Origin of the sequence: Pseudoalteromonas sp. CuT4-3, from assembly GCF_035666335.1 — a bacterium.
In the GTDB taxonomy this organism is placed as follows: domain Bacteria; phylum Pseudomonadota; class Gammaproteobacteria; order Enterobacterales; family Alteromonadaceae; genus Pseudoalteromonas; species Pseudoalteromonas atlantica.
Genome location: NZ_CP142030.1, coordinates 3049639 through 3075268, shown reverse-complemented (window position 1 = coordinate 3075268; position 25630 = coordinate 3049639). Strand labels below are relative to the sequence as shown.

Sequence of the window (25630 nt, the reverse complement as noted above, 5' to 3'; positions counted from 1 at the left end):
AATATGTCAGCAACACCTTGGGCACCTAGTGCAAGCATAAACACCCTTAAGCAGCGTGCAGCCATACTGCGAACCATTCGTGAGTTTTTTTATACGCGTAATGTAATGGAAGTAGAAACACCGAGCTTAAGCAGTGCCAGTGTAACCGATGTGCATTTAGCAAGTTTTAATACACAGTTTGTAGGCCCAGGCCACGCTGGTGGCTTGCCGCTTTATTTACAAACATCGCCTGAATTTGCAATGAAGCGTTTGCTAGCAGCAGGCTCAGGGCCCATATTTCAGCTTTGTAAGGCATTTAGAAACGAAGAAGCGGGGCGCCATCATAACCCCGAATTTACCATGCTTGAGTGGTATCGCCCTGGGTTTGATGAGTTTGCATTAATGGATGAAATGGATGAGCTAATGCAGCTCATTTTAAATGTAGAGCCTGCAGAGCGTCTTACTTACCAACAAGCATTTGAGCAAGTGTTAGCGCTTGACCCATTAACAGCTACGCTTACGCAATTGCAAACACTTGCCAGCGATCACGGCTTTGCCGATATAGCCGAAAACGAAACCAATAAAGATACCTTACTGCAGCTGTTATTTTGTATGAAAGTAGAGCCAACTATTGGGCAAACTAAGCCGTGTTTTGTGTATCACTTTCCGGCATCGCAAGCGGCACTGGCACAAATTTGTGAGCACGATAACCGCGTAGCAGGGCGCTTTGAGCTTTATTATAAAAATATGGAATTAGCGAATGGCTTTAATGAGCTAACTAATGCTAAAGAGCAGGCAAAGCGCTTTGATGAAGATAACGCTTATCGCGCTGCCAATGGGTTAAACCACGTGCCTATGGATACCCGCTTAATCGCCGCACTTGAGCACGGCTTACCGCAATGCGCAGGTGTTGCGATGGGTGTAGACAGGTTAGTTATGCTAGCCACCGCTAAAGATACAATAAAAGAAGTCATCGCGTTTGATGTAGATAGGGCGTGATGCTTGTCCTGTAGGCGCCTTGCTTGCTGGCGCGTTAATATAAAATCTATTTACGCTTTTGCTTTTTTGCGTGAGCAAGCTTCACGCCTACCAATAAAAAAGCACCGCAATTGTTACAAATGCGGTGCTTAATATTTATTTTTTCTAACAGCTAACAGCTAACAGCTTAATGATCTGACCCCGATAAAGTAGACACGGGGTTTTAATTCATTGATTCATATTGTATGGGGCTAACATTTCCAATCGTCCCATGCATTCGCACTGAGTTGTAGTAATTCTCAATATAAAAACGACTTTGTATTGTCATTTCGCTACGACTCAGTTCATTTAGATTACTCATCCATTCTTTTTTGTACTGAGCAAAAAAACTTTCTGAACAGGCATTATCCCAGCAGTTCCCCCTTCTCGACATGCTAATCGTTACACCTCGCTTGTTCAACCACGATATAGTCTCTTTAGCTCGATACTGGCTCCCTTGATCTGAATGAAACAGTAAACGTTGCCCGTTCGGCTTGCGCACATTCCAAGCCTTCTTTAGTGTTTTAATCACTAAAACCGCATTATTAATTCGACTTGTTGCCCAGCCCACAACTTTGCGTGAGTATAAATCTAAAATGACACATAAGTACTGCCAGCCTTCTTTACAGCGCACCTGAGTTATATCCGATACCCATACACTATTAGGCTCTTCAACATCAAATTGACGAGCAAGTAGATTCTCTGTCGTTATAAAACCCTGCTTTTTATTACCACTGGTGTAGCGACGCTTACCTGATTTAGAGCGATAACCTACGCTTTGTAATAAACGCTGCACTCGGCCTTTACTGCAATCATATCCGTCGGCTATGGCGGCTTGCCACAATTTTCTGTAACCAGGTATGCAGTGCTCTTCATTACTTCTTTTTATTAAAAACTGAAGTAAAAAATCATTTTTTCTTTCAACTGGATTCGACGACTGTTTCAACCATTTGTAATACCCAGCCTTAGAAACAGATAATAACTTACATAACTTGCTTACTGTTTTCTTCACCGTCGTGGTCTTATGAATATATTGAAACCTTATTCTTTTAGACTGTCGAAGTAGGCCCTCGCCTTTTTTAGTACGTCGTTCTCCAACTGTACGTCCTCAAGCTGCTTTTCAAGGTTACGAACTTGACGTTCAAGGTCTTTATATGACTTTTCTGGACCATGGTTTTTAAGTGGCTTAGGCTCTTTTCTTGAGGTCATTTTACTTCTCCAACTTGACAGCATATCGGGATGAATACCGTATTTATTAGCGGTCATTTTAACGGTACCGTGTGAGTCTAATGACTCCTGCACCACTTTTCTTTTAAATTCCTCTGTATGTTTACGAAACGCTTTTACTTTCATGAGAACTGACTCCTAAATAGGTGTCTACTTTTATGGAGTCAGATCATAAAGCTTAAAGCTTACAGCTTACAGCTCTAACGTAAATGTTATACCCGCTACTCTTGGTTCACCTAATTGCACGTAGGTGTGTGTAGCGTAGCCATCAAGTGGGTCGTTACCAAACTCAAAGCCGCGGGTTGGTACTTCTTCGTCAAATACGTTACGTGCCCATGCGCGCACTGCCCACATGTCGGCTTCGTAGCCTAAACTTAGGTTTACTAAATTGCTGCCGGGTGCTTTTGAATTATGGCTATCGGAGAAGTAGTAATCGTCCTTACCTTCAACACCAATCATACCGTACAGCTCATTAGTAAAGTTGTAACGTGCGCTAAATGCGTATTGGTATTTAGGTGATTGCGCTTGCTCACGACCGTCTTGATTTAAGCCAGATTGCGTTACAAAGTCGTCAATTTCTGTGTTTAAGTAACCCGCACTACCTGTTAAGAATAAATCTTCGGTAAGTTGGTAACTACCTTCAACTTCTAGCCCGTAGTTGCTACCAGAGCTTGCGTTATCAACGTAGCCTGTAAATTGCTGACCTTCTACTTGCCATGCTTTTAGCTGTATGTTGTCGCGGTGCATATAAAATGCTGCTAAACGAAGGGTAAATTTATCATCAAGCGATGACCCCTTAACGCCAAACTCGCCGCTCCAAAGGTATTCTGGGTCAAAGCTTGTATGCTGCTGGAAAAAATCAGCATCTAGGTTTAAGCCTTCATCCTTAGCTTTTGCTAATGCTTCTGAATTAATACCGCCAGCTTTATAACCACGGGTAATGCTGGTGTAGATCATAGTACGATCAATCACTTGGTATTCAAGTGCTATTTTACCGCCAACCATTACGTCGTCAGTCTCTTCAATAAAGCCGTTGCTGTCGGTGTAATCACCTTGGTATTGCTCTACACGAAAACCGGTAATGAGCGTGGTTTTAGGGCCGATAGGTGTGGCTACTTGGCCGTAAACAGCTACGTTACTGGTTTCGTAGGTTGATGCAAATGGACTTGCAAGCCAAGTGTATTCGCGCTCTAAATCTACGTCGCGGTTTTGATAGTAAACACCGGCAACCCAGTTACCTGTTTTAGAATTAAACTGTAAATTAGCCGATTGATCATCGCGATCACGCGTGTACACATCGGTTGAGCTATAACCCCAAGGGTGTAAGCCAGCTGCACATAATTGTGGCTCGCTTGCATCGTTACATACCCAGTCTTCATCAAAGCTGTAAAGTAGCTCTGTATCAATGGCTGAAAGGTTTAAACTTACATCAAAGGCATCAAAGCCTGTGTAGGTATTATTAATACCAATGGCGTAGCTTTGTTGATTATCTTGGCCTGGCTCGTCGGCTACACTATTACGGCTGTTATCAAGCGTGAACGCATCGTAGCCGTTGTTTATATCTATGTAGTGCAGGTTTAACTCTGTGTTTAAATGCTCAGTAAGTTGGCTGTTTAATTTAAAGCGGGCTACTTGCTCATCTTGTTGTTGAGTTTCGTCGTTTAAATACAGGTTATCTACATAGCCGTCTGATTTTCTACGAAAGTAGCTTACGCGTGCGCTTGTATCATCAGTTAAGCCGGCACTCGCTGCAAGGCCTGCTTCGCGTGAGTTGTATGTGCCCATACCCACTTGTAATTTTAAGCTAGGATCGGCAGTTGCCTGAGCTGATTCCATTTGGATCATACCGGCCATGCCGTCTGCACCAAAGCGAGTGCCTTGTGGGCCGCGGTAAATTTCTACCTGGTCTATATCAAATAATAATGAGCTGCCACCTAAACCCGAGTAGTTAATGCCGTCAATAACTAAGCCAACCGATGGGTTAATTGGATCTACAAATTGCGAACGAAGTCCCACTCCACGAATTTGAATATAACGACCACGAGACGCACCAGATGTAAAGTTTACGTTGGCTGTACTACCTAGCATTTCGTCTAAGTAACTTGCACCACGTTGGTTAATTTCATCTTTGCTAAATAGGCTAGCGCTAGCGCTTAATGTTTGAATGCTTTCACGTTGAAAATCGCCTGTAACAACAATTCGTTCTAGGTCGCTGTCATCAGCGTTTGCTATAAGTGGTGTACTAATTAGCGGTAATAACGCCGCAGTAATTAAAGACAAACGTAAGTTCATTAGGTTACTTAACTCCATTTTGGGGACTCGTATGGTAGCAATTATTTTAATACTTGTGTTATAACGCAGCGATTATACGTTAAATAATCAGGATTACTAATATGACCTTTAAAGTTGATTTTAAAGTGCGCCATTACGAATGTGACCTACAAGGAATTGTAAATAACAGTGTGTACTTTAATTATTTAGAGCATGCTCGCCATGAGTTTTTATTTGCAAATGGGGTTGATTTTGCACTACTAGCAAAGCAAAAAGTTAATTTAGTGGTGATACGCAGTGAGGTTGATTATAAACATTCGCTTGTACCAGATGATGAATTTTATATAGCAGTTGAACCTGAGCGTATAAGCCGTATAAAGTTTGCGTTTAAGCAAACCTTAGTGCGTAAACACGACAACAAAGTAATGCTACAAGCCAAGGTTATAGGCACTTCGGTTAATGAAAAAGGGCGCCCTTTTTTACCTCCAGAAATAGATAATTTATTTAAAAATTACACCCAAGATTAGCGGGTATAATTTTTAGGGGCTGTGACCTTTGGGATTAAATTTAACGTAGTTTGTTTTAAAGCAGCGCCTAGGTAGTGGGGTTGTTTATCGTAAATAGCGGGTAGCGTAGGTGCTGTTATCGAGCCCACTAAGTTACAAACCAAGCAAGGCAATTAAAGCGCCCATAATGTGTACATGTTTTAATCTGCAAAGTTCAACACTCTCTAAACTATCATAGAACAAAATTTACATTTAAAACATGCATTTTTAACGGATAAACCGCATAAAAATTGTTACTATTACGGTAATTAAATATTTAGTTAGAAATAGCATGAAATTAGCAGCACTACCGATGCTTTTAATCGGGTTATGTATTGGTTGTACAGCCACAGGGACGGTGACCACTGAGCAGCTAAAGTATACACAATGGCAACTATCAAAGGTTGATGGTTTAGCTGTGCCGGCCTCTTACAGTGCATCAATGAGCTTTATTGAAGCGTTGCAAGTAAACGGGTTTGCAGGATGTAATAAGTTTTTTGGTGAAGGCGAGCTTAAAGACAGCAGTATTAGCGTTAATAAACTTGGCATGACGCGTAAGTCGTGCGGAGCAGACGTTGATGAGCTAGAGCAGCAGTTTTTACAAGCGCTACGAGAAGGTGCAACGCTTACCATGCAAGGCTCACAGTTAGTTATGCAGGGCGATCAAACTTTTTTATTTATTGCAAAGTAGTGGCATGAGTATTTAAAACTGCCCCTTGCAGGCAATTTTTAACTGGCGTACACTCAACGCTGATTTGATCAAAATAGCAAATCAACGAACATAATTTTACTTGTCGGAGTGCCTTAAATAATTAAGGCTGAGATCGCGAAAGCGGGATCCGTGAACCTGATCAGGTTAAAACCTGCGTAGGGAACAAGCTGCCTAAAATGGGACGCTTGTGCGTCTTTTTTTATGCGCACAACAAAATAACTAGCCATTTTAGGCCGCAAAGCAGCGTAACCACTGCTTTACGATCTTTCTCTATTCCTTATGGAATATCTGACAAGACAACCCTTTAGCAATGAGGTAAGTCATGTCAAACACTACAAATAAGTCTACACGTCGAGAAACGCGCGCTGCTGCGTCAGATTACATTTATAATTTAACGGGTCAGCCATTTCCAAGTTCACAAAAAGTGTATGTTGAGGGCAGCCAAAGCGGTGTACGCGTGGGTATGCGCGAAATTACATTAAGCGATACGTTTATTGGTGGCGATGAGCAAAACCCTGTGTATGAGCCAAACGATCCACTGCGTGTTTACGATACATCAGGCCCGTATACCGACCCTAACTTTGAGCTAGACGTACGTAAAGGGTTACCTAAATTTCGTGAGCAGTGGATAAAAGAGCGCAACGACACCGAAGTGCTCGACTCAGTCACTTCGCAATTTGCTCAGCAACGTATGGCCGATGACGGCCTTGATCATATTCGCTTTGATCATTTACCTAAAATTCGCCGTGGTAAAGCGGGCAAAAACGTGACGCAAATGCATTATGCTCGCCAAGGCATTATTACCCCAGAAATGGAATACGTAGCCATACGCGAAAACATGGGTCGTGCACAAATTAGAGAAGAGCTGCTAGCAGCACAGCATAAAGGCGAATCGTTTGGGGCGAGTATTCCCGATTTTATTACCCCTGAATTTGTACGCGACGAAATAGCCCGCGGTCGCGCTATTTTACCAAATAATATTAACCACCCCGAAACCGAGCCCATGATAGTTGGCCGTAACTTTTTAGTTAAAGTTAACGCTAATATTGGTAATTCATCGGTAAGCTCATCAATCGAAGAAGAAGTAGAAAAAATGGTGTGGTCTACGCGCTGGGGTGCCGATACCGTAATGGATTTATCAACCGGGCGTTACATTCACGAAACCCGTGAATGGGTAGTACGTAATTCGCCGGTGCCCATTGGCACGGTACCAATTTATCAGGCGCTTGAAAAAGTAAACGGAGTGGCCGAAGACCTAACGTGGGAGATATTTCGCGATACGTTAATTGAACAAGCCGAGCAGGGCGTTGATTACTTTACTATTCATGCCGGTGTATTGCTGCGTTATGTGCCAATGACGGCAAAGCGTGTAACCGGCATTGTATCGCGTGGTGGCTCAATTATGGCTAAGTGGTGTTTAGCGCATCATAAAGAAAACTTTTTATATACACACTTTGAAGATATTTGCGAAATTTTAAAACAATACGATGTGTGTTTTTCGCTTGGAGATGGCCTTCGTCCGGGCTCGATTGCTGATGCCAACGACGAAGCGCAATTTAGTGAGCTACGTACGTTAGGGGAGCTTACAAAAATTGCGTGGAAACACGATGTACAAGTATTTATTGAAGGCCCAGGCCATGTGCCAATGCAAATGATTAAAGCCAATATGGATGAGCAATTAGAGCATTGTGGCGAAGCGCCTTTTTACACATTAGGCCCATTAACGACCGATATAGCACCAGGGTACGACCATATAACATCGGGTATAGGCGCTGCACAAATAGCGTGGTACGGCTGTGCCATGCTGTGTTATGTAACACCAAAAGAGCATTTAGGTTTGCCCAATAAAGAAGATGTAAAAGAGGGCTTAATTACCTACAAAATTGCAGCGCATGCGGCCGACTTGGCCAAAGGCCACCCCGGCGCGCAAGAGCGCGATAATGCATTATCAAAAGCGCGCTTTGAATTTAGATGGCACGACCAATTTAACATTGGTTTAGACCCAGAACGTGCCCGTGAATATCACGACGAAACCCTACCGCAAGAGTCTGGCAAAGTAGCGCACTTTTGCTCTATGTGTGGCCCTAAATTTTGCTCAATGAAAATTACCCAAGAGGTACGCGATTACGCCAAAGATCTCGAATCACGCGGAATCGATCCTAACAATGTTGGTGATGCAATTGAGATCAAAATGGTTGATGTAGAAGCGCAAATGAAAGCGAAATCTGAAGAGTTTAAACAAACGGGCTCAGAAATTTACCACAAAGCAATATAAGCCAATAACAGGTTAGCGGCTTATGGCTGCTAGCCTGTTATTAAAAGGAGGTTTTATGTTTTACAACATTGCTGTTGTGGGGTTTGGTTTAGCAGGGCGCTTAGCTGCCCTCGAGCTTAGTAAGTCGCATCATGTAACCGTGTTTGAAGCCAGTGACGAACACACACAAAATAGTGCCGGTAAAGTGGCTGCGGCAATGCTTGCTCCGCTTGCTGAGTCGGTATTATGTGAAACGGATTTAGCCATCATGGGGCTAAATTCACTCAAGCACTGGCCAGAGATAGTGAGCGAACTTGAAGGCGAGGTTTTTTATCAACAAAAAGGCACGCTGGTCGTGGCACACCAGCAAGATAAAGGTGACTTACAAAGCTTTAGTCAGCGAATAAAGCCAATAGCAGGGCACAGTGCGCAGGCGTTAAATGCTCAGCAAATAACACAGTTAGAACCCGAATTAGCTAATCGTTTTAACCAAGGTGTGTTTTTACCCTGCGAAGGGCAAATAGATAACCAGGCCTTTTATAGAGCAAGCTTTACCATGCTTAATAAACGTAAGGTTAAGTTTGTTTTTAACCAGCGCGTCAGCATTCAAAACGGCGAGGTGAATAACCGCGCGTTTGATTACATTATTGACTGTCGTGGCTTAGGTGCTAAAGGCGATAAACCACTCAGAGGCGTACGCGGTGAAGTGGCTAGATTACATGCACCTGAGGTTAATTTAACGCGGCCGGTGCGTTTAATGCACCCGCGCTACCCAATTTATATAGCGCCAAAACCTAATAATGAGTATGTAATTGGTGCAACTGAAATAGAGTCTGATGATAGCGGCCCTGCAACAGTACGCTCCACGCTTGAACTACTTTCGGCGGCTTACACTGTGCACAGCGGGTTTGCCGAAGCGCGGCTGTTAAATATTCAAAGCGGGTTACGCCCCGCATTTAGCGATAACCGCCCTGCGGTTTTAAAAACAGGTAACGTAATTAGCATTAATGGCTTGTATCGTCATGGCTATATGTTAGGGCCCGCCTTAGTGGCTGATGCGTTATCTCAAATAGGGTGAGTAATAAATGACTATAACAATTAATGGTGAGCTGCTAACTATTAAAAGTGCAGTGCTTGTTGATGTATTACAAAATTTTGGTGCAAAGGCTCCATTCGCGGTGGCACTAAATGGCGAATTTATTCCACAAAGTCTGCACGCCAGCACCACAATTAACGAAGGGGATAGCATTGAATTGTTATCGCCTATTCAAGGCGGGTAGCATTATGCAAGGTAACGATTGCTTAACTATTTATGGCGAGCAACTAAATAGCCGTTTATTAATAGGCTCGGCGCTTTACCCCTCTCCAGCAGTGATGGAAGAGTCTATAAAAGCCTCTGGCGCGCAAATAGTAACGGTGTCATTAAGGCGCCAGCAAAGCGCTGCCGCAGGGGATGACTTTTGGCAGCTTATAAAAAACACTGGCCTTAAAATACTGCCTAATACCGCAGGGTGCCACAGTGTAAAAGAAGCCGTAACACTTGCTAAAATGTGCCGTGAAGTATTTGCAACCGATTGGATTAAGCTTGAACTAATAGGTGATGACTACAACTTACAACCCGACCCATTCGCATTGTTAGAAGCCACAAAAATATTAATTGATGATGGCTTTAAAGTATTACCCTACTGCACCGATGATTTAGTTCTTTGCCAGCGTTTAAACGAGCTAGGGTGTGAGGTGCTTATGCCTTGGGGCGCGCCTATTGGCACCGGTAAGGGGCTTTTAAATAGTTATAATTTAAAAACAATTCGTGAGCGCTTACCAAACACAACATTAATTGTTGATGCGGGGCTTGGTTTGCCTTCGCATGCCTGCCAAGCGCTTGAATTAGGGTATGATGCGGTATTATTAAATTCAGCGATAGCAGGGGCTGGCTGCCCAATTACGATGAGCCGTGCATTTAAAGCCGCGGTAGAGGCTGGGCGCTTTGCGTATAATGCCAAAGCAATGCCTGAAAAAGACTTAGCAGCCCCCTCAACCCCTACAATGGGTATGCCGTTTTGGCATCAGCAGGAAGGAAATAAAGAGTATGAATAATTTAGTGTGGACAATTGCAGGCTCAGACTCAGGTGGTGGCGCAGGCATTCAAGCCGATATAAAAGCAATGCGAAGTTTTGGCGTGCATGGCTGTACTGCAATTACCGCGCTTACGGCGCAAAATAGCTTAGGTGTAGAGGCCATTAACGCGGTATCTACCGATATTATTGAATCGCAATTACTCGCACTCGAAAGCGACATGAAAGCCAAAGTAATTAAAATTGGCATGCTGGCTAATGTGCAGCAAATTCAATTAATAAGCGAGCATATAGCACATTACAAAGCTAAGTGGCCTGTACCGCCTGTGATTGTTTACGACCCCGTTGCAATTGCTTCAAGTGGTGATGTATTAACTGAAGAAGATACCGTAAGTGCCATTAAAGAATGCTTAATGCCGCTGGTGGATGTAATAACGCCTAACACGCACGAAACTCAATTATTAACAGGGGTGTATTTAATTGGCCCAAGCGCCGTGAAAGACGCTGCTAAAAAGCTATTAAGCTGGGGCGCAAAAGCGGTTGTTATTAAAGGCGGGCACTGGGATTACCCAACAGGTTATTGTATTGATTACTGCACACAAAACGGCGAAGAGTATTGGCTTGGTAATAAAAAAATTCAAAGCCCTCATAGTCATGGTACAGGTTGTAGCATGGCCTCGGTTATTGCCGCGTGTTTAGCAAAAGACTACCCACTAAAAGATGCTTTTATTTTAGCTAAAGCTTATATAAATCAGGGCTTAAAGCAGTCGGTTAGATACGGCGAAGGAATAGGCCCTGTTGCACATACTGCTTTTCCTACACAGTTAGATGACTACCCGCAAGTAATAGAGCCTGGCAGCTGGCTTGGTGATGAGCTTGATTTTGATGTGCCGCTGGAATTTAATATGGCGGCTGATTTTGCACCTTGTGAGAGCAAAAAGTTGGGCCTATACGCTGTGGTCGATAGCATAGATTGGCTAGATAAATGTTTGCAGCAAGGTATTACTACGGCGCAGCTTCGCGTTAAAAATAAAACCGACCTTGAGCTTGATGAATTAATTAAGCAGGCGGTAGAGCTGGGCAAAAAGTACCACGCTGACGTATTTATAAACGACTACTGGCAGTTGGCAATAAAGCACGGTGCCTACGGCGTACACTTAGGCCAAGAAGATTTAGAAACCGCTAATTTAGCAGCAATTAAAGAAGCAGGTTTAAGGGTTGGGCTTTCTACCCATGGTTTTTACGAAATGTTACGTGCCCACAACTACCGACCAAGTTATATGGCATTTGGTGCTATTTATCCAACCACGACCAAAGATATGAGCGGCCAAATACAAGGTCTCGATAAACTTAAAAAGTGTGTGCCATTAATGCAAAGCTACCCAACAGTTGCCATTGGTGGCATAGATTTAACCCGCGCACGCGAGGTTGCAAATACAGGAGTAGGCAGTGTTGCGGTTGTACGAGCAATTAGTGAAGCGGATGATTATATTGCAGCAATTAGTGCGCTAAAAAGTGCTATAAATCAGCCTAATGAATAAGCTTAGCGATAAAGAAACCCTGCGTTATAGTCGCCACATATTATTAAAAGAAGTGGGCCTAGAAGGGCAGTTAGCACTTAAAGCAGCCACCGTTGCAGTAGTGGGAGCTGGCGGGCTAGGTAGCCCTGCACTTTTGTATTTAGCTGCGGCAGGTATTGGTAAACTTATTTTAATAGATGATGATGCGGTTGAGCTTTCTAACTTGCAGCGCCAAGTGCTATATAAAATTAATCACTTAGGGCAAAACAAGGTCACCGCTGCTGGCAAAGTATTAACAAGTCTTAATAATCAAATAGAAATAGTGACGCATTGTAAAAAGCTCGATGATAACAACGCAGGGGAGCTTTTAAAAAATGCCGACATAGTACTTGATTGCTCTGATAATTTTGCCACACGTTACAGTGTTAACCGTTATTGCTTTACTCATAAGTTGCCTTTAATTGCAGGTGCCGCGATTGCAAGTAGTGGGCAACTTATGGGCTTTGATTTTAGGCAAAACAATAGCCCATGTTATGGCTGTGTTTTTGCAAAAAGTGACGCCGCTCCCGCTGTAAATTGTAGTAATGCAGGTGTAATAAGCCCACTGTTAGGAATTATAGGCTCTATGCAGGCACAGCTTACGCTTAATATGCTGTTAGGGCATGTTGAAGGTAGTGTGTTTATCAGCTTTGATGCGCTGAGCTTAAAGCAACAGCATTTTAAAATGATTAAAGATATAAACTGTAAAGAGTGCGGTGAATAAAGTATGAGGTAATTAGCGGGGCTAAACTCGGGGTTAAGCCATGAGAAGCTGCACTTCTAACGTAAGCAAGCTCTATGTCTACAGCTAAAATTAGCATCGTAGTTAAATTCATCTATAGGCGCCTTTCTTGCTGGCCCGTTGATATAAAATCTATTTACGCTTTTCCTTTTTTGCGTGAGCAAGCTTCACGCCTACCAATAAAAAAGCACCGCGTTTATGGTAAACGCGGTGCTTAATATTTATTTTTACTTACAGCTTACAGCTCTTCACTTTCTTTAATTGTTGCAAATGCGGTGTTTAAACGCGTTACTGTTTCAGGCAGTTGGTCGTCTAAAATGTCTGCTTTATCTGCACCCCATGCTAGTACCACTGTTGAGCCTAGTTTAAAGCGGCCCATTTCTTCACCTTTTTTAAGGGTGATGGCGTTTTCACCTTTAGTAGGGTAGTTCCAGCTAAACACATCGCTACCGGCGGGTGGCGTTACTGTGCCTGCCCAAACAGTTTCTATGCTGGCTACAATGGTTGCGCCTACTAGTACCATAGCAAGTGGGCCAATTTCGGTTTCAAAAATAGCCACTACACGTTCGTTACGAGCAAATAAATTAGGGACATTGCGCGCTGTAAGCGGGTTTACCGAAAATAAGTCGCCCGGTACGTAAATCATTTTACTTAGTGTACCGTCTATAGGCATATGAATACGGTGGTAGTCTTTTGGCGCTAGATAAATGGTAGCAAATTTTCCGCCTAAAAATGGCGTTGTATCATCTTCAGAGCCACCTAATAGTGCTTGTAGGCTGTAGTCATGACCTTTTGCTTGTATTAGCTGCCCATCAACAATGTCGCCCAGTTGGCTAATTGCACCATCAACAGGGTGAGTAATTACGTTCTCGCCTTGCGCCATTGGACGCACACCGTCTTTTAATGGGCGAGTAAAAAACTCATTAAACGTTTTGTAGTGCGCTGGGTCTTCATACAAAGCCTCGTTCATGTCTACTTTATATTGTTTAATAAATAGTTTAATGAGCGTTGTAGTTAAAGCACCTGCTTTTGCTGCTGCTAATTTACCTACTACGCGTGAAATAAAGTGCTTTGGCATTGCATACTGCATTGCAATTTTAAATTTGTCTAAACTCACAGATTGTTTCCTAAATTAAACGCGAGGTGCGCGTGCACCAGCACGGCCATCGGCCATTGTTTCTAAAATACGGTGGTAGCTGTCGAATCGCAATTGCGAAATATCGCCATCGGCTACCGCTTGTTGAATTATACAGCCTGGGTCGTTTAAATGCTTACAGTCTCTAAAACGACATCCACCTATAAACTCTCTAAATTCTTTAAAGCACCAGGTTACCCGTTCAACATCTAAGTGCCATAAACCAAACTCACGTATTCCCGGTGAGTCAATTAGGTTACCACCACTTGGTAGGTGATGTAAGCGCGATACAGTGGTGGTATGTTGCCCTAAGCCACTGTTTTCTGATACTTCTTTAGTTAATATTTCGGCATCAGGAAGCACAGTGTTAACTAAGGTTGATTTACCTACGCCACTTTGACCAACAAAAATATTATTTTTATCAACCAGTACGTTTTTTAAATCATCTATGCCTTCGCCGGTTACACTACTTACAAGCAGTACCTGATAACCAAGGCCTCGATAAATATCGAGTACTTTTTGAATTTCATTTAGGCCTTCGTCGTCGATTAAATCGATTTTATTAAGTACTAAAATAGGTTCTATACCCATGTCTTCACAGGCAATTAAGTAACGGTCGATAATACTGGGCGTAAACTCTGGCAGTACCGCTGAGACCATTAAAATTTGGTCAATATTTGCAGCGATTACTTTTACGCCGTCGTAAAAGTCGGGACGCGTAAGCTGAGAGCGGCGTTCTTGTGTTGCTTCGATAACACCCGCTAAGTCGCCTTCACTTACTTTTGCGCGGCGAAATAGTACTTCATCACCACACACTAAGTTAGTAACGGTACGGCGAATATTACAGCGTAATACGTCACCTTCTTGTGTTTCTACATCGGCGTGTTGGCCAAAACGGCTGATCACGACAGCGTTTTCGGTTGCGCCCAGATTATCTGTTTGCCACTCTTGTGCGCCACCTTTTGCCAATTTTGTATCGGCATTATTTAAGCGCTTTTGATGATTAGCCTTGATCCTGCGAGATTGGCCTTTACTTAATTTTTTCTGTTTTGCCACTTTTGGCCTATAACCTTGGTTTAAATGTCGGCTTTGCGTATAAAAAAGCTTTAGCTCGACGGTTGATGCTAATATGATATATCGAAATGCGTTGGATCTAAAGAAAAGCACTGTTTAAGGTTACTATGACTATTAATGAATCTAATTTAATTTGGCTTGATCTGGAAATGACTGGACTTGAGCCGGCCACAGATAAAATACTCGAAATTGCAACAGTAGTAACTGATGCCGATTTAAATATACTCGCGGAAGGGCCTACTATAGCTATTCATCAAAGTGATGAGCTGTTAGATGGCATGGACGAATGGTGTACTACACAGCATGGGAAATCAGGTTTGACGGCCCGTTGTAAAGCCAGTACATATGATGAAGCTTATGCGGTTGAACAAACGCTTAATTTTTTAAAGCAGTGGGTACCTGCGGGTAAATCACCTATGTGTGGTAACTCAATAGGTCAAGACAGACGCTTTATGAATAAGTATATGCGCGAGCTTGAAGACTTTTTTCATTATCGAAATTTAGATGTAAGCACAATTAAAGAGCTTGCCCGACGTTGGAAGCCTGAGGTACTAGAGCAGGTAAATAAAAAAGGCTCTCATTTAGCTCTCGATGACATTAAAGATTCTATTATGGAATTAAAGGTGTATAGAGAAAAATTCTTTAATTTGTAAAAAACACTTGCAAACACATTAGATTATTGTAGAATCCTGCCCCGCTCAAGACGATAACCCTCGCGGGGTTGGTGTGTTTGAGTGGTTTAAATACCATCAGTAACTGCGGCACTAGCTTAGTTGCCAGAACGTTTAACGCGACTTGTCGCGCACGAACGGACAAATTACTGACAATCTTTAAAGCGGCACTAGCTCAGTTGCCAGAATGTAGGACGCGCCCTGTCGCGCACCAACGGACAAATTACTGACAATATTTAAAGCGGCACTAGTTCAGTTGCCAGAATGTAGGACGCGACCTGTCGCGCACCAACGGACAAATTACTGACTAAATATGAAGCGGCACTAGCTCAGTTGGTAGAGCGCGACCTTGCCAAGGTCGAGGTCACGAGTTCGAGCCTCGTGTGCCGCTCCAATTTCTCACCAAAAGAAATTGTAAAAATATATAGTTTATAAAGCGGCACTAGCTCAGTTGGTAGAGCGCGACCTTGCCAAGGTCGAGGTCACGAGTTCGAGCCTCGTGTGCCGCTCCAATTTCTCACCAAAAGAAATTGAAGTATCGAATAAAATATAAAGCGGCACTAGCTCAGTTGCCAGAACGTAGCACGCGACCCGTCGCGCACCAACGGACAAATTACTGACAATTTATAAAGCGGCACTAGTTCAGTTGCCAGAATGTAGGACGCGACCTGTCGCGCACCAACGGACAAATTACTGACAATCTATAAAGCGGCACTAGCTCAGTTGCCAGAATGTAGGACGCGACCTGTCGCGCACCAACGGACAAATTACTGACAATCTATAAAGCGGCACTAGCTCAGTTGGTAGAGCGCGACCTTGCCAAGGTCGAGGTCACGAGTTCGAGCCTCGTGTGCCGCTCCAATCTCTCTAAATATCCCACAAAAATAAACACTTCTTTAAAACAATATTTTGATCTGATTTATACCTACGAAAATTATTTATAAATATTAAACGCACGAGTGGCCGCATGCCGCCGCGCGATATAAAGGGTTTTAAATAATGCGAAGTGACGTGGGTAAAAGCTAGGGAGGGGAGGTCAATACAAGGTTAAAAGGTTTCGCCTTGCAAGGTCGCTATAATACATCTTGCACCGCCAGCGTCGCGATGCTCGCCTAAGTAAATACCTTGCCATGTACCTAGCGCTAAGCGCCCATTGCTTATAGGAATACTTAATCCACACCCTAACGTACTGGTTTTTATATGGGCTGGCATATCATCATCACCTTCGTAATCGTGACGATAGTAAGGCTGGCGCTCGGGAACAAAATGGTTAAAGTGGCTTTCCATATCCATGCGCACTGTTGGATCGGCGTTTTCGTTTATGGTTAAACTTGCCGATGTGTGCTGAATAAACAAATGTAATAGGCCAACTTTATAATTGGCCAGCTCGCTCAGCTGCGCGAGTATTTCATCATCAATTAAATGAAATCCTCGAGCACGCGGTTTTAAGGTTATTTGAGTTTGTTGCCAGCTCATAACTTATCAAAGCTAACTTCTATATTTGCATCGCCTGCATCACAGCTAAATGGCATGATTATTTTTTTGCCTTTACTTTTATGTGTGATGGTGTGGCCTTTACCTGCAACTACAATTGGCGTAGCCATATCAAAGTCATAGCCTTTTTCGCCGAGTAAGTTTTTAGCTCCACCGGTAACCATATTAGTAATTTCCCCAACCATATCAGTTACTTCATCGTCTATGTTGTCAGGGCGCTCACCAAGCATGCGTTCCATGATGGTCAGAGCTAAGTTTTCATCAAAGGTAATTGAAAATGAGCCACGAGTTTGCGCGCCCACCATGCCAATTAAACCAGATACATCGCCAAAGGCGACTTCGTCTGTTTTTATACGCGGCTTACCTGGTTTTAACTCGGTTTGTGCCATTGTAGATAACACATTGATCAAAGAAGATAAAAATGGATTAATGAACTCAACATTCATGTTAGGTACTCTTAAAATTGGTGCTAAAGTGGCTATCTAAATATGAGTATAGCTTTAAAACAAACTTTGGGTTTAGCTTCTACAAGACTCACACTTACCGTGTGCTTCAATAGTTTGCCCTGATACAACAAAGCCGCTTTCTGCTGCTAAGTTGTTTAGCTCGTGAGAAATAACCGTAGAGTGCAGCTCTTTTACAAAACCACAACTGTCACAGATTAATAGCTGCACAGGATGAATATGATCAAAGTGATGGCAAAGCATAAATGCATTGGTGCTTTCTATTTTGTGAATAAAGCCCAGCTCTGATAAAAAGTCTAGCGCACGGTAAATTGTTGCAGGTTTTGCGCCTGTTTCTGTTACTTTTAATTGCTCAAGTAAATCGTACGCCCCAACGCCGCCTTGGGCGCTAGCTAATAGGCGAAATACTTTTTCGCGGATAGGCGTAAAACGCGCACCACGGTTGTCACAAACTTGTTTTGCTTTACTTACGAGTGATTCTATATTCATCATTCTCTTATCCTTACGCTACCGTGATATACTAACATACTGTGTTGTACTTGCAGCGTTTTTATTAAACACTTTTTATCTAGGAACCCCATTAATGCATGAACTGGTAGCTATATTTATTTTCTTTTTTGCGGTGATAGACCCTATAGGTACAGTGCCTGTATTTATTGCTGTGACACGTGGGGAAGATGAAAAGTTTAAACGAAAAGTTGTTTTTAAAGCCGTGGGTGTATCCGCTGTGGTTTTACTCTTTTTTGTTATTGCCGGTGAGCAGCTATTAAATGCAATTGAAATACCGCTGTCGGCGTTTCAAATAGCTGGGGGCATAGTCCTGCTTATTTTTGCGCTTTCAATGATTTTTGGTGAAAGTAAGCCCGAGTCTGAGATTAAAAGTGTGCGCGACAGCACAGAAACCGCTATTTTTCCGCTAGCCATTCCCTCTATAGCAAGCCCAGGCGCCATGCTTGGCGCAGTACTGATGACCCGTAACGAAGAATACACGTGGGTTGAGCAAGTTACTACATCGTCGATGATGTTGGTTGTATTAGTTGTTGTGCTTGTGCTGTTGTTACTCGCAAATCATGTGCATAAATTAATAGGCGACAGTGGCGCAAGTATTATAAGTAGAATCATGGGGTTAATTTTAAGCTCTGTGGCAGTTACAAATATACTCAACGGTATCGCGCATTATTTTGGTTTACAAATATACAGCTAACATTGATGTAACTTTTGTTAGCAATGTTGTTTAACTTGCATAAAGTAGCTATTTTAGTTAATTTAAACGACTTATTTGCGTCTTTTGGGGTTTATATGGTGGCGGTGTTCTCTCGTTCGATGCTGGTGTTGTGTTTAGCACTTTCAAGCGCTGCTGTTTTAGCTCAATCGCAGTGTGATGTTGAGCTTAGTCATGGCTTAATAATTACCGATGACGTTATACGCATTCTTGATAAAGGCCAAACGCGCGTACAAATTAATAATAATAACCAGCTATTTATTCGAGGTTATTGGGTTGATTTAAGCACTGAAGAAAGCAAAGTGCTACAGCAATTTAGCAATGGTATTCGCCATACAGTGCCAGAATTAGTTAATTTGGCTACCGATGGTGTTAACTTAGGTTTAAGTGCCATTGAGCATGTAGTCGAGGGTATGTCTGAAAAAGAGCCTGAGGTGCTAAAAACTCAGCTCCAGTATGTAGAACGTGCGCTTATGGACAAGTTTAAGCGTGGGGATGACTTCTTTTTTATCGCGCCACAGTCGCTCTCGCAAATAGATGATTTTTTTACTAAAGAAATCAGCCAGCAAATACACTCTGCCGTACATGGCTCCTTAGGGGCTATCTTAATGTCGCTTGGTGATGCGTTTAAATCACGCGAAGGTAATATTGAAGACCGCATTAACGACATGGGCCAACGTATGGATATTATCTCAAAAGAAATAGATAAATCACTACAAAAAAAGGCTCAGCAACTTGAGCTTAAAGCCTCTGAATACTGTGAATGCTTAAATGCACTTGATGTAACCGAATCGCGCCTGCAAGCGATTGTCCCAGGCATGGCTGATTTTGATTTAGTACAAATAAAATCGTAAATTACTTTTTCTATTTGAGGTTTGACCCCATGGGTGTTCAGGTGGGGCCAAACTCTATTTTACTACAGCTTGGCAAACACGTCTTGTAGTGGTGGCACTACTTGCTTTTTACGGCTTAGTACGCCATCTAGCCATACTTTATCTTCGCTCGGCTTTTCACCGTAAGCTTGCTCTACAAGGTTTGCATCATCTGAAGCAATCAGCATTTGTGAGCCTTCTTTCATGATGTCGGTAAGCAGTAAAAATACTGAGTGGCGGTTGCCTTCAATTTTTAGCTTAGCAATATCGGCCTCTAAGTCTGCTTTAATTTCGTCAAACACTGCAAGGTCAATAACCTCTAGCTGGCCAATGCCGACCAGGTGACCGTTCATGTTGAAGTCTTTAAAGTCACGCATTACTAAGTCACGCACAGGGGTGTCTTCAACAGCTGACTTAACACGGAACATGTCCATGCCTAGTTCTTTAAAGTCTTCAATGCCGGCAATTTCTGCTAGTGCTTCTACACATTTAATATCAGCCGTTGTACAGGTCGGCGATTTAAAAATAACGGTATCGCTTAAAATTGCACATAGCATGATGCCAGCAATATCTTTAGGGATTTCTACGTTGTAGAAGTCATACATCATTTTAATAATGGTGTTTGAACAGCCTACCGGACGGATCCAACACTCAAGCGGTGTAGATGACGTTAAATCGCCTAGTTTATGGTGATCGACTACGCCAACAACACGTGCTTGGTCGATATCGTCAGGTGCTTGTGTTTTTTCTGTGTGGTCAACAATATATACATCTTCGCCAGCGTAGCTTAATTTAAGCTCAGGTGCTTCGAAGCCAAATTTATCTAGGATAAATTGAGTTTCTGGTGACACTTCACCAAGGCGTGTTGGAATTGCTGGCTCATCGATTTGGTTTTTTAAATAAGCAAGTGCAATTGCACCACAAATAGAATCTGAATCTGGGATTTTATGGCCCACTACATACATAGACATTGACGGAACTCCTTTAAATTTGCCTATATTCTACCAAAGTCTGTGGCCTTTAACATATAGACAGTGCAATTAAGTTTTAGTTACACTTTAAAATCTTGAATTTACTGGGTGTATAAATATGCGACTGGGCCGCAAAGGTTGGAACAACGTTATTATTTTTTCGATGTTGATTATGATCTTCTTTTTAAATGGCTGGCATAAACAGTTTTTAGGGGGCGAAGACGAGCCTACATTACAACCGGTACTGCCATTACAAAGTTTTGTGCTAACACTGAGCTTTGTTGATCAGAAAATTGAACGTATTGGTACAAGTTGGCGTACAACCGCATTAAAAGAAAATACGCCAGTGAGGTGGGATGCGTCACAGCAGCAATTAGCTGAGCTAATTAACCATTGGCAAACGGCTGCGTTGATGCAGGTAAATGAGTCTGTTGTATTTAATCCAAACTCACCATTGTACGTGGCCACCTTTGAGTTGGCTGGCGAGCGCTTACCTTGGGTTTATTTACTGTACAAAGGTAACGGTAAGTATTATTTGTTGGAAAAAAATAGCCAGCGCGTGATGGGGCTTGATTTAGCGACTGCAAAGCAGTTATTTCCAAGTGTTGATTTTTCAAAAAGTGAGTTGCATTAATGCCTGAATTACCAGAGGTAGAAGTAAGTAGATTGGGGATCACCCCGCATGTAGAAAACCAGGTAGTGACGAAGGTAAATATTTATAATGCCAGCATGCGATGGCCTGTGCCCGATGATGTTTATCAGTTAGAAGGGTTGAGGGTAGAGCGAATTGAGCGCCGTGCAAAGTATTTATTGCTGCACTGCGAATTAGGGAGTGCTATTTTACATTTGGGTATGTCGGGTAATTTGCGCGTTGTTGATAGACGCGAGCCGCTTAAAAAGCATGATCATGTTGAGTTTGTTCTTAGTAATGACAAGGCGCTGCGATTAAACGACCCTCGCCGGTTTGGTTGCTGTTTATGGCAAGCCCTAGGGGATGTTCATAAGTTACTCTCAAAACTAGGCCCTGAGCCGCTTACGGATGATTTTTTTGCAAAGCGTGTATACGAGCAATCGCGAAATAAAAAAGTCCCCGTGAAGCAATTTATTATGGATAACGCGGTGGTGGTGGGCGTAGGTAATATTTATGCCAATGAGTCGTTATTTAAGGCGGGGATACACCCAAAACGCGAAGCAGGCAAAGTATCGTTAAAGCGATATCAAACCCTGATCCCTATTATTAAAGACACTCTAGCAGCGGCAATAACACAAGGCGGTACAACCCTTAAAGACTTTGCCCAAAGTGATGGCAAACCAGGTTATTTTGCACAGCAGTTGTTAGTGTACGGGCGAAAAGGAGAGGCGTGCGTAACGTGTAAAACGCCACTTGAAGAAATTAGACTAGGGCAGCGCAGTACGGTGTTTTGTAAGCACTGCCAAAAATAGCCGTGTTATAGCTCAAACGGTGCCACACCGACGGCTTTCATCTTATAGCCCACTTGGGCTATTTCACCAGACCAGGTTTCGGTACTGATAACGCCGGTAACAACAATCGCATCATACAGGCTCTCTATGGGGACGCCGCCTTTTACTGTTACATGAACGATTTGATTTGGCGGCGGGGGCGGTACGTGAATACACGCGCCAAAGTATGGCACAAGCAAAAACTCAGTAATGACTTCACTGTCGCCCTCAAGTGGGACAACAAACCCCGGTAAGCTCACTGATTGGCCATTTAATGCTTCAACCACAGGAGCATCTAGCTCTGGTTGCACCCAGTTTTGTTCACTGCCTTCGTGGTTAGCCTGTGCTTGGGTATCTATTTGTACATGCCCTTGCGGGATTAAGTCTTCCCAAAAAATTTCTTTCGGCGGGTTTGCACTACTGACAAAGCTAATAAGTAGGCAGCTTACTAGCGTGCAGTAATAAAGCGCGGATTTAAAAAGTATCATGAAATTCCTAAAGTTAAGTTTTTATACTCATACCATCGCTAAGCGAATAAAAGTAAGCGCGGGTAGCTGGTATTAAGCCAATTATAAACCCAGCGGCCATAATAACGCCTATTAAAGTGAGTTCATAGTAAGAGAGCATGGCAATATTAACGCTTATGCCTGCATGGCTTTGCAAATAGCTGCTACTGATAAGCATAATGCCATAATACAAACCACAGCCAACTAGGCAGCCTAATAATGTTGTAAATAACGATTCCATGCTTATTAGTGTAAATAGCTGCCATGGCCGTGCGCCGACTGAGCGCAATATAGCAAGTTCTCTTCGGCGTTGATTTAAATTGGCCAGTAGTGTGGTCAACATGCCCAATAAACTGACTAATATAACAACGCCTGAAAACAGTAAGAGTACTTTTTCGACAATGGCGAGCATTTGCCACAGCTCTTTTAGAGTAACTGTGGGCATAATGGCTAGAAGTGGCTCTTTTTTGTATTGGTTGATATTACGCCTAATTTGCAATGTGTATAAAGGCGAGTCGAATCCCATTAAAAACGCAGTAATTTGACTTGGCTCACCGATTAGGTTGTTATGCTCATCGTGCTCATTATTTGCAGAATGTGAACCACCATGTATTAAATCAATAGCTGCTAGAGGTATGTGTAAGGTTTTATCTACTGGCGTGCCAGTGGCGTTTAAAATACCGATAACAGTAAACGGGTTGTCTTTATGATGATGAAAGCTCGTATTACCCATGCCGTGTGAGATCACTATGTTATCATCTAGTGTATACCCTAAACGGCTCGCTACATCGCTGCCAAGTACCACCTGGTTTAAATGCTCAAACGCGTGGCCTTGTTGAAAACTTAACGTTTGTTTTTTAGCAAAGCGATAGTGGGTAAAGTAATCGCGGCTTGTACCTAGTATAGCTTGGCCTTTGTGGCTGTCGCCTAAGCTAATAGGAATGCTCCATTTAACACCACGTTGAGCTGCGATGTACTGATAACTTTGCCAGCTCACCCCATTATTGGCATAACCTATTCTAAATACAGAGGAAAGCAGTAATTGAATATCGCCTGTGCGGGCGCCTACAATTAGGTCTGTCCCAGATATGGTATTACTAAAGCTGGTTTTTGCATCCACGCGAATTCGCTCAATACTTAGTAAAAGCATCACGCTAATGGCAATGGTAAACAATGTGAGCAGTACACTTGCTCGGCGATTTAGCAAACTTTTATAAGCTAACTTAGTCAGGATCATAACGGCTCCTGTAAGCTAACTAGGCTAATTGCACGATTAAATAGCGGTTTTAATGTTTCGTCATGGCTTACAAAAACTAACGTACTGTTGGCGCGCTTAGCCTGTTCGAATAACAGCTTTATAAAGCTTTCTCTATTTGCGGTATCGAGTGCCGAGGTAGGCTCATCAGCAATTATAAGCTCTGGGCTGCCAATAAATGCGCGAGCGGCGGCAACTCGCTGTTGCTGACCAATACTGAGCGAGGCAACATCTTTACTATGATAAGGCTCACTTAAGCCTAATGCTGTTAATAAGCGTATCGCTTCTTTTTGTAAGCTTGGCTTGGGCTCTGTTGTTTGCTGTAAGGCTTTTTGTTTTCTGCTTTTTGAAAATTCACAGCCAAGCGTGACATTCTCAATGGGTGTTAAATACGGTAATAAATTAAAGTTTTGAAAAATATAGCCAATATTCTCCGCTCTAAATACGTCTCTTTGCGTATTGCTAAGTGTATTTAAATCGCGATTTAAAATACGTATGTTGCCACTACTTGGTGTGTTTATACCTGCCAATAGCGCAAGCAGGGTTGATTTACCGACGCCGCTGGGACCATGTAAAAAAATATGCTCGCCTTTATCAATCCTAAGGGTTGGGATATTTAGCGTAGGCTTGGCATCGTTTTTATGCCATTTAAAGGTTACATTATCAAGCTCAATCATACAGTGTGGTGTTACCAACCCCAAAAGTTGAATTCTTTACGCATTTTAAGATTTCTAAATAGGTTAAGCGGTTTAGGTTTTAGCTTTTCTTTTTTGTGCAAAAATTCATTTGCAGCATTAAGCACGCGTTGGCTAGATTTACCATCAGTATATGGGTGGAGCTCTAGGCAATAGTCTTCAATACTTTGCATTAATTTATTAGGTTTAGTTAACGCATGTTCTATTGCTGCTTCTACTTTATCGGCTTCAGTTACATCAAGTAAGTGAGGGAGTGGTTTTTGATTGCAAAACGTAACAACTGGCTTTCTAAGTAATAAAAACATCAATAATACCGAGGATGTATCACACAGCATTACATCTGCAGCTTTAAGCAAAGGGAGTACGTTGTCGGTTTCTATAAAGGTTAAGTTTTCATTATTTAATGCTTTATATTTCTCAACCCATTCTTGGGGCATTTTAGGATGAAACTGCATTAAAATACGCCACTTCCCTTGTAGGCTAAAATGCTTTATTTGCTCATATAATTTGGGAGCAAGTGATAATTTTTTTGAAAAAGTAGAGCAAATAAGCAGTGTTGGACGTGGGTCGTCGCTTTCGTATGGGTTAGTTTGTGTATCGGTAAATAGGGGGTCGAGCGTTGGCCAGCCGGTTTCTACTACTTTAAAAAAACCATGTTGTTGCGCCAACTCTTTAAATCGGGTGGTAGTATTGGGGCCCTGTGTACAATATAGGTCGTAGCAGCCTCGTATTGCAAAGTGGCCATGATTGCCCTCTGAGCTGCGCTTCTCAGAATTAAAACCATGAAAAACAGCAACTTTCTTACCAGGAATAAAACTTGGAACAATATTGCCTGGAATATAAGTTATATCAGGGTGCCAGCTTCTCACATCAGATATTGTATGCAAGCGCTGCTCATCATCATCTAAAAAGTCGGGGTTTACTTCATTACCCGCTAAAAACCACCGAACTTCTCCACCATGGGCTAAAATTTGCGCCTGAAGCGGCCTTAAAATAGCGTATGAATAATTTTGCGAAATATACATTAGGTATTTTTTATTTGCGGTCGCAGTTAGGTAGTCCAAGCGTTACTCCTCTAGTTAGCACGCTAAGTTTACCGCATTATTACAGCCATATAAATATTGCGTGGTTATTTAAGCTGAGCTCTGGGTAATAAACCTATCTCTAGCAGCTATTTTCAGCGCTAACTGCGTTGAGCTTACTTGCAATAGGCCTGCTATTGACGCGTAAATTCACCTTACTTTCATTGAAAATCTCTGGCTAGAGAAAAAAAATTTAAATATCACCATAATACAACACGCCCTAGTCAGTCTCTTAACCAGAGTTCAGGTTATTTAGTTTTCAGTGCTGATTGAGCTTTAGGGTAGGCTGATTTATTATATAGCGCTTATAACCCCATACCATACTTTGCTCTATGAGCATCCCTAAC

Annotated in this window: 26 protein-coding genes, 3 tRNA genes and 1 riboswitch; of the genes, 17 read left to right on the top strand and 12 right to left on the bottom strand. The window is 42.5% G+C overall.

Going from position 1 to position 25630, the window contains the following annotated elements:
- Positions 1 to 3 precede the first annotated feature (3 nt).
- Positions 4 to 978, top strand: coding sequence for an elongation factor P--(R)-beta-lysine ligase (epmA, locus tag VOI46_RS14250; protein WP_004587957.1), 975 nt, complete (start codon positions 4 to 6; stop codon positions 976 to 978).
- A 202-nt stretch (positions 979 to 1180) separates the two neighbouring features.
- On the opposite strand, the gene VOI46_RS14245 is transcribed toward epmA, so the two are convergent.
- Positions 1181 to 2349 (bottom strand): IS3 family transposase gene (locus VOI46_RS14245; RefSeq protein WP_324738072.1). Its coding sequence is split into 2 segments (ribosomal slippage): positions 1181 to 2079 and positions 2079 to 2349, totalling 1170 coding nucleotides; the frame shifts between segments, so codons are not numbered across the junction.
- Between the two features lie 66 nt (positions 2350 to 2415).
- Positions 2416 to 4533, bottom strand: coding sequence for a TonB-dependent receptor (locus VOI46_RS14240; RefSeq protein ID WP_004589046.1), 2118 nt, complete (start codon positions 4531 to 4533; stop codon positions 2416 to 2418).
- Positions 4534 to 4616: 83 nt separating this feature from the next.
- On the opposite strand from VOI46_RS14240, the gene VOI46_RS14235 reads away from it, so the two are divergent.
- From VOI46_RS14235 to VOI46_RS14200, 8 genes are all read left to right on the top strand, one after another.
- Positions 4617 to 5021, top strand: a complete 405-nt coding sequence (locus VOI46_RS14235) for an acyl-CoA thioesterase (protein ID WP_004589047.1) — start codon at positions 4617 to 4619, stop codon at positions 5019 to 5021.
- A gap of 310 nt (positions 5022 to 5331) precedes the next feature.
- Entirely contained in the window at positions 5332 to 5730 is a 399-nt protein-coding gene (locus tag VOI46_RS14230; RefSeq protein WP_004589048.1) for an META domain-containing protein, read from the top strand.
- 94 nt (positions 5731 to 5824) lie between these two features.
- Positions 5825 to 5930, top strand: a riboswitch (TPP riboswitch).
- 143 nt (positions 5931 to 6073) lie between these two features.
- Entirely contained in the window at positions 6074 to 8026 is a 1953-nt protein-coding gene (thiC, locus tag VOI46_RS14225; protein WP_004589049.1) for a phosphomethylpyrimidine synthase ThiC, read from the top strand.
- 55 nt (positions 8027 to 8081) lie between these two features.
- Positions 8082 to 9083 (top strand): FAD-dependent oxidoreductase, encoded by a 1002-nt coding sequence (locus VOI46_RS14220; RefSeq protein WP_039972451.1) that lies wholly within the window; start codon positions 8082 to 8084, stop codon positions 9081 to 9083.
- A gap of 7 nt (positions 9084 to 9090) precedes the next feature.
- The gene (gene thiS, locus VOI46_RS14215; RefSeq protein WP_004589051.1) at positions 9091 to 9285 is read left to right on the top strand and encodes a sulfur carrier protein ThiS; all 195 of its coding nucleotides are present in this window, start codon (positions 9091 to 9093) and stop codon (positions 9283 to 9285) included.
- Positions 9286 to 9289: 4 nt separating this feature from the next.
- Positions 9290 to 10102, top strand: a complete 813-nt coding sequence (locus VOI46_RS14210) for a thiazole synthase (protein WP_324738071.1) — start codon at positions 9290 to 9292, stop codon at positions 10100 to 10102.
- Positions 10095 to 11621, top strand: a complete 1527-nt coding sequence (thiE, locus tag VOI46_RS14205) for a thiamine phosphate synthase (RefSeq protein WP_004589053.1) — start codon at positions 10095 to 10097, stop codon at positions 11619 to 11621. Before VOI46_RS14210 ends, thiE begins: the two co-directional genes overlap by 8 nt.
- Positions 11614 to 12363: a HesA/MoeB/ThiF family protein gene (locus VOI46_RS14200; protein ID WP_004589054.1), complete on the top strand. Its 750-nt coding sequence runs from the start codon at positions 11614 to 11616 to the stop codon at positions 12361 to 12363. Before thiE ends, VOI46_RS14200 begins: the two co-directional genes overlap by 8 nt.
- 256 nt (positions 12364 to 12619) lie before the next feature.
- Here VOI46_RS14200 and asd read toward each other — a convergent pair whose 3' ends face one another.
- The gene (gene asd, locus VOI46_RS14195; RefSeq protein ID WP_004589055.1) at positions 12620 to 13498 is read right to left on the bottom strand and encodes an archaetidylserine decarboxylase; all 879 of its coding nucleotides are present in this window, start codon (positions 13496 to 13498) and stop codon (positions 12620 to 12622) included.
- Between the two features lie 15 nt (positions 13499 to 13513).
- Positions 13514 to 14572, bottom strand: a complete 1059-nt coding sequence (rsgA, locus tag VOI46_RS14190; protein WP_004589056.1) for a small ribosomal subunit biogenesis GTPase RsgA — start codon at positions 14570 to 14572, stop codon at positions 13514 to 13516.
- Positions 14573 to 14697: 125 nt separating this feature from the next.
- Between rsgA and orn the strand changes: the two genes are divergently transcribed.
- The 4 genes from orn to VOI46_RS14170 all read left to right on the top strand — a co-directional run bounded on the left by orn (position 14698) and on the right by VOI46_RS14170 (position 16122).
- A complete protein-coding gene (gene orn / locus VOI46_RS14185; protein WP_004589057.1) occupies positions 14698 to 15243 on the top strand; it encodes an oligoribonuclease in 546 nt (181 codons plus the stop codon).
- A gap of 336 nt (positions 15244 to 15579) precedes the next feature.
- Positions 15580 to 15655, top strand: a tRNA-Gly gene (locus VOI46_RS14180).
- A 42-nt stretch (positions 15656 to 15697) separates the two neighbouring features.
- Positions 15698 to 15773, top strand: a tRNA-Gly gene (locus VOI46_RS14175).
- Between the two features lie 273 nt (positions 15774 to 16046).
- Positions 16047 to 16122, top strand: a tRNA-Gly gene (locus VOI46_RS14170).
- 186 nt (positions 16123 to 16308) lie between these two features.
- On the opposite strand, the gene VOI46_RS14165 is transcribed toward VOI46_RS14170, so the two are convergent.
- The 3 genes from VOI46_RS14165 to VOI46_RS14155 all read right to left on the bottom strand — a co-directional run bounded on the left by VOI46_RS14165 (position 16309) and on the right by VOI46_RS14155 (position 17708).
- Positions 16309 to 16737 (bottom strand): secondary thiamine-phosphate synthase enzyme YjbQ, encoded by a 429-nt coding sequence (locus VOI46_RS14165; RefSeq protein ID WP_004589058.1) that lies wholly within the window; start codon positions 16735 to 16737, stop codon positions 16309 to 16311.
- Positions 16734 to 17201 (bottom strand): chemotaxis protein CheX, encoded by a 468-nt coding sequence (locus VOI46_RS14160; RefSeq protein ID WP_004589059.1) that lies wholly within the window; start codon positions 17199 to 17201, stop codon positions 16734 to 16736. The genes VOI46_RS14165 and VOI46_RS14160 overlap by 4 nt, the downstream gene beginning before the upstream one ends.
- A gap of 72 nt (positions 17202 to 17273) precedes the next feature.
- On the bottom strand, positions 17274 to 17708 hold the full coding sequence (locus tag VOI46_RS14155; RefSeq protein ID WP_029773280.1) for a transcriptional repressor: 435 nt from the start codon (positions 17706 to 17708) through the stop codon (positions 17274 to 17276).
- Between the two features lie 94 nt (positions 17709 to 17802).
- Between VOI46_RS14155 and VOI46_RS14150 the strand changes: the two genes are divergently transcribed.
- Together VOI46_RS14150 and VOI46_RS14145 are read left to right on the top strand one after the other, a co-directional pair.
- Positions 17803 to 18423, top strand: coding sequence for a MarC family protein (locus tag VOI46_RS14150; protein ID WP_004589061.1), 621 nt, complete (start codon positions 17803 to 17805; stop codon positions 18421 to 18423).
- 98 nt (positions 18424 to 18521) lie between these two features.
- Positions 18522 to 19295: a YggN family protein gene (locus VOI46_RS14145; RefSeq protein ID WP_039972453.1), complete on the top strand. Its 774-nt coding sequence runs from the start codon at positions 18522 to 18524 to the stop codon at positions 19293 to 19295.
- Positions 19296 to 19357: 62 nt separating this feature from the next.
- Here the strand turns inward: VOI46_RS14145 and VOI46_RS14140 are convergent, their stop codons facing one another.
- A complete protein-coding gene (locus VOI46_RS14140) occupies positions 19358 to 20284 on the bottom strand; it encodes a manganese-dependent inorganic pyrophosphatase (protein ID WP_004589063.1) in 927 nt (308 codons plus the stop codon).
- 118 nt (positions 20285 to 20402) lie between these two features.
- Here VOI46_RS14140 and VOI46_RS14135 point away from each other — a divergent pair, with 118 nt between their 5' ends.
- Both VOI46_RS14135 and mutM read left to right on the top strand, forming a co-directional pair.
- Complete coding sequence (locus VOI46_RS14135; protein WP_004589064.1) at positions 20403 to 20918, top strand: hypothetical protein; 516 nt, start codon at positions 20403 to 20405, stop codon at positions 20916 to 20918.
- Complete coding sequence (gene mutM, locus VOI46_RS14130; protein ID WP_004589065.1) at positions 20918 to 21727, top strand: bifunctional DNA-formamidopyrimidine glycosylase/DNA-(apurinic or apyrimidinic site) lyase; 810 nt, start codon at positions 20918 to 20920, stop codon at positions 21725 to 21727. The genes VOI46_RS14135 and mutM overlap by 1 nt, the downstream gene beginning before the upstream one ends.
- A gap of 5 nt (positions 21728 to 21732) precedes the next feature.
- Here the strand turns inward: mutM and VOI46_RS14125 are convergent, their stop codons facing one another.
- From VOI46_RS14125 to VOI46_RS14110, 4 genes are read right to left on the bottom strand one after another with little or no spacing between them, the layout of a single operon-like run.
- Positions 21733 to 22233, bottom strand: coding sequence for a DUF3299 domain-containing protein (locus VOI46_RS14125; RefSeq protein ID WP_004589066.1), 501 nt, complete (start codon positions 22231 to 22233; stop codon positions 21733 to 21735).
- A 13-nt stretch (positions 22234 to 22246) separates the two neighbouring features.
- Positions 22247 to 23488 carry an ABC transporter permease gene (locus VOI46_RS14120; RefSeq protein ID WP_004589067.1) on the bottom strand — a complete coding sequence of 414 codons (1242 nt, stop codon included), beginning with the start codon at positions 23486 to 23488 and terminating at the stop codon, positions 22247 to 22249.
- Positions 23485 to 24183: an ABC transporter ATP-binding protein gene (locus VOI46_RS14115; protein ID WP_004589068.1), complete on the bottom strand. Its 699-nt coding sequence runs from the start codon at positions 24181 to 24183 to the stop codon at positions 23485 to 23487. The genes VOI46_RS14120 and VOI46_RS14115 overlap by 4 nt, the downstream gene beginning before the upstream one ends.
- A gap of 11 nt (positions 24184 to 24194) precedes the next feature.
- Positions 24195 to 25265 (bottom strand): CDP-glycerol glycerophosphotransferase family protein, encoded by a 1071-nt coding sequence (locus tag VOI46_RS14110; protein WP_004589069.1) that lies wholly within the window; start codon positions 25263 to 25265, stop codon positions 24195 to 24197.
- Positions 25266 to 25630: the final 365 nt, after the last annotated feature.

Coding starts and splice junctions, on each gene's coding strand:
- epmA (WP_004587957.1), top strand. CDS start 4: ATGTCAGCAACACCTTGGGCACCTAGTGCAAGCATAAACACCCTTAAG.
- VOI46_RS14240 (WP_004589046.1), bottom strand. CDS start 4,533: ATGGAGTTAAGTAACCTAATGAACTTACGTTTGTCTTTAATTACTGCG.
- VOI46_RS14235 (WP_004589047.1), top strand. CDS start 4,617: ATGACCTTTAAAGTTGATTTTAAAGTGCGCCATTACGAATGTGACCTA.
- VOI46_RS14230 (WP_004589048.1), top strand. CDS start 5,332: ATGAAATTAGCAGCACTACCGATGCTTTTAATCGGGTTATGTATTGGT.
- thiC (WP_004589049.1), top strand. CDS start 6,074: ATGTCAAACACTACAAATAAGTCTACACGTCGAGAAACGCGCGCTGCT.
- VOI46_RS14220 (WP_039972451.1), top strand. CDS start 8,082: ATGTTTTACAACATTGCTGTTGTGGGGTTTGGTTTAGCAGGGCGCTTA.
- thiS (WP_004589051.1), top strand. CDS start 9,091: ATGACTATAACAATTAATGGTGAGCTGCTAACTATTAAAAGTGCAGTG.
- VOI46_RS14210 (WP_324738071.1), top strand. CDS start 9,290: ATGCAAGGTAACGATTGCTTAACTATTTATGGCGAGCAACTAAATAGC.
- thiE (WP_004589053.1), top strand. CDS start 10,095: ATGAATAATTTAGTGTGGACAATTGCAGGCTCAGACTCAGGTGGTGGC.
- VOI46_RS14200 (WP_004589054.1), top strand. CDS start 11,614: ATGAATAAGCTTAGCGATAAAGAAACCCTGCGTTATAGTCGCCACATA.
- orn (WP_004589057.1), top strand. CDS start 14,698: ATGACTATTAATGAATCTAATTTAATTTGGCTTGATCTGGAAATGACT.
- VOI46_RS14165 (WP_004589058.1), bottom strand. CDS start 16,737: ATGAGCTGGCAACAAACTCAAATAACCTTAAAACCGCGTGCTCGAGGA.
- VOI46_RS14160 (WP_004589059.1), bottom strand. CDS start 17,201: ATGAATGTTGAGTTCATTAATCCATTTTTATCTTCTTTGATCAATGTG.
- VOI46_RS14155 (WP_029773280.1), bottom strand. CDS start 17,708: ATGAATATAGAATCACTCGTAAGTAAAGCAAAACAAGTTTGTGACAAC.
- VOI46_RS14150 (WP_004589061.1), top strand. CDS start 17,803: ATGCATGAACTGGTAGCTATATTTATTTTCTTTTTTGCGGTGATAGAC.
- VOI46_RS14140 (WP_004589063.1), bottom strand. CDS start 20,284: ATGTCTATGTATGTAGTGGGCCATAAAATCCCAGATTCAGATTCTATT.
- VOI46_RS14135 (WP_004589064.1), top strand. CDS start 20,403: ATGCGACTGGGCCGCAAAGGTTGGAACAACGTTATTATTTTTTCGATG.
- mutM (WP_004589065.1), top strand. CDS start 20,918: ATGCCTGAATTACCAGAGGTAGAAGTAAGTAGATTGGGGATCACCCCG.
- VOI46_RS14125 (WP_004589066.1), bottom strand. CDS start 22,233: ATGATACTTTTTAAATCCGCGCTTTATTACTGCACGCTAGTAAGCTGC.
- VOI46_RS14120 (WP_004589067.1), bottom strand. CDS start 23,488: ATGATCCTGACTAAGTTAGCTTATAAAAGTTTGCTAAATCGCCGAGCA.
- VOI46_RS14115 (WP_004589068.1), bottom strand. CDS start 24,183: ATGATTGAGCTTGATAATGTAACCTTTAAATGGCATAAAAACGATGCC.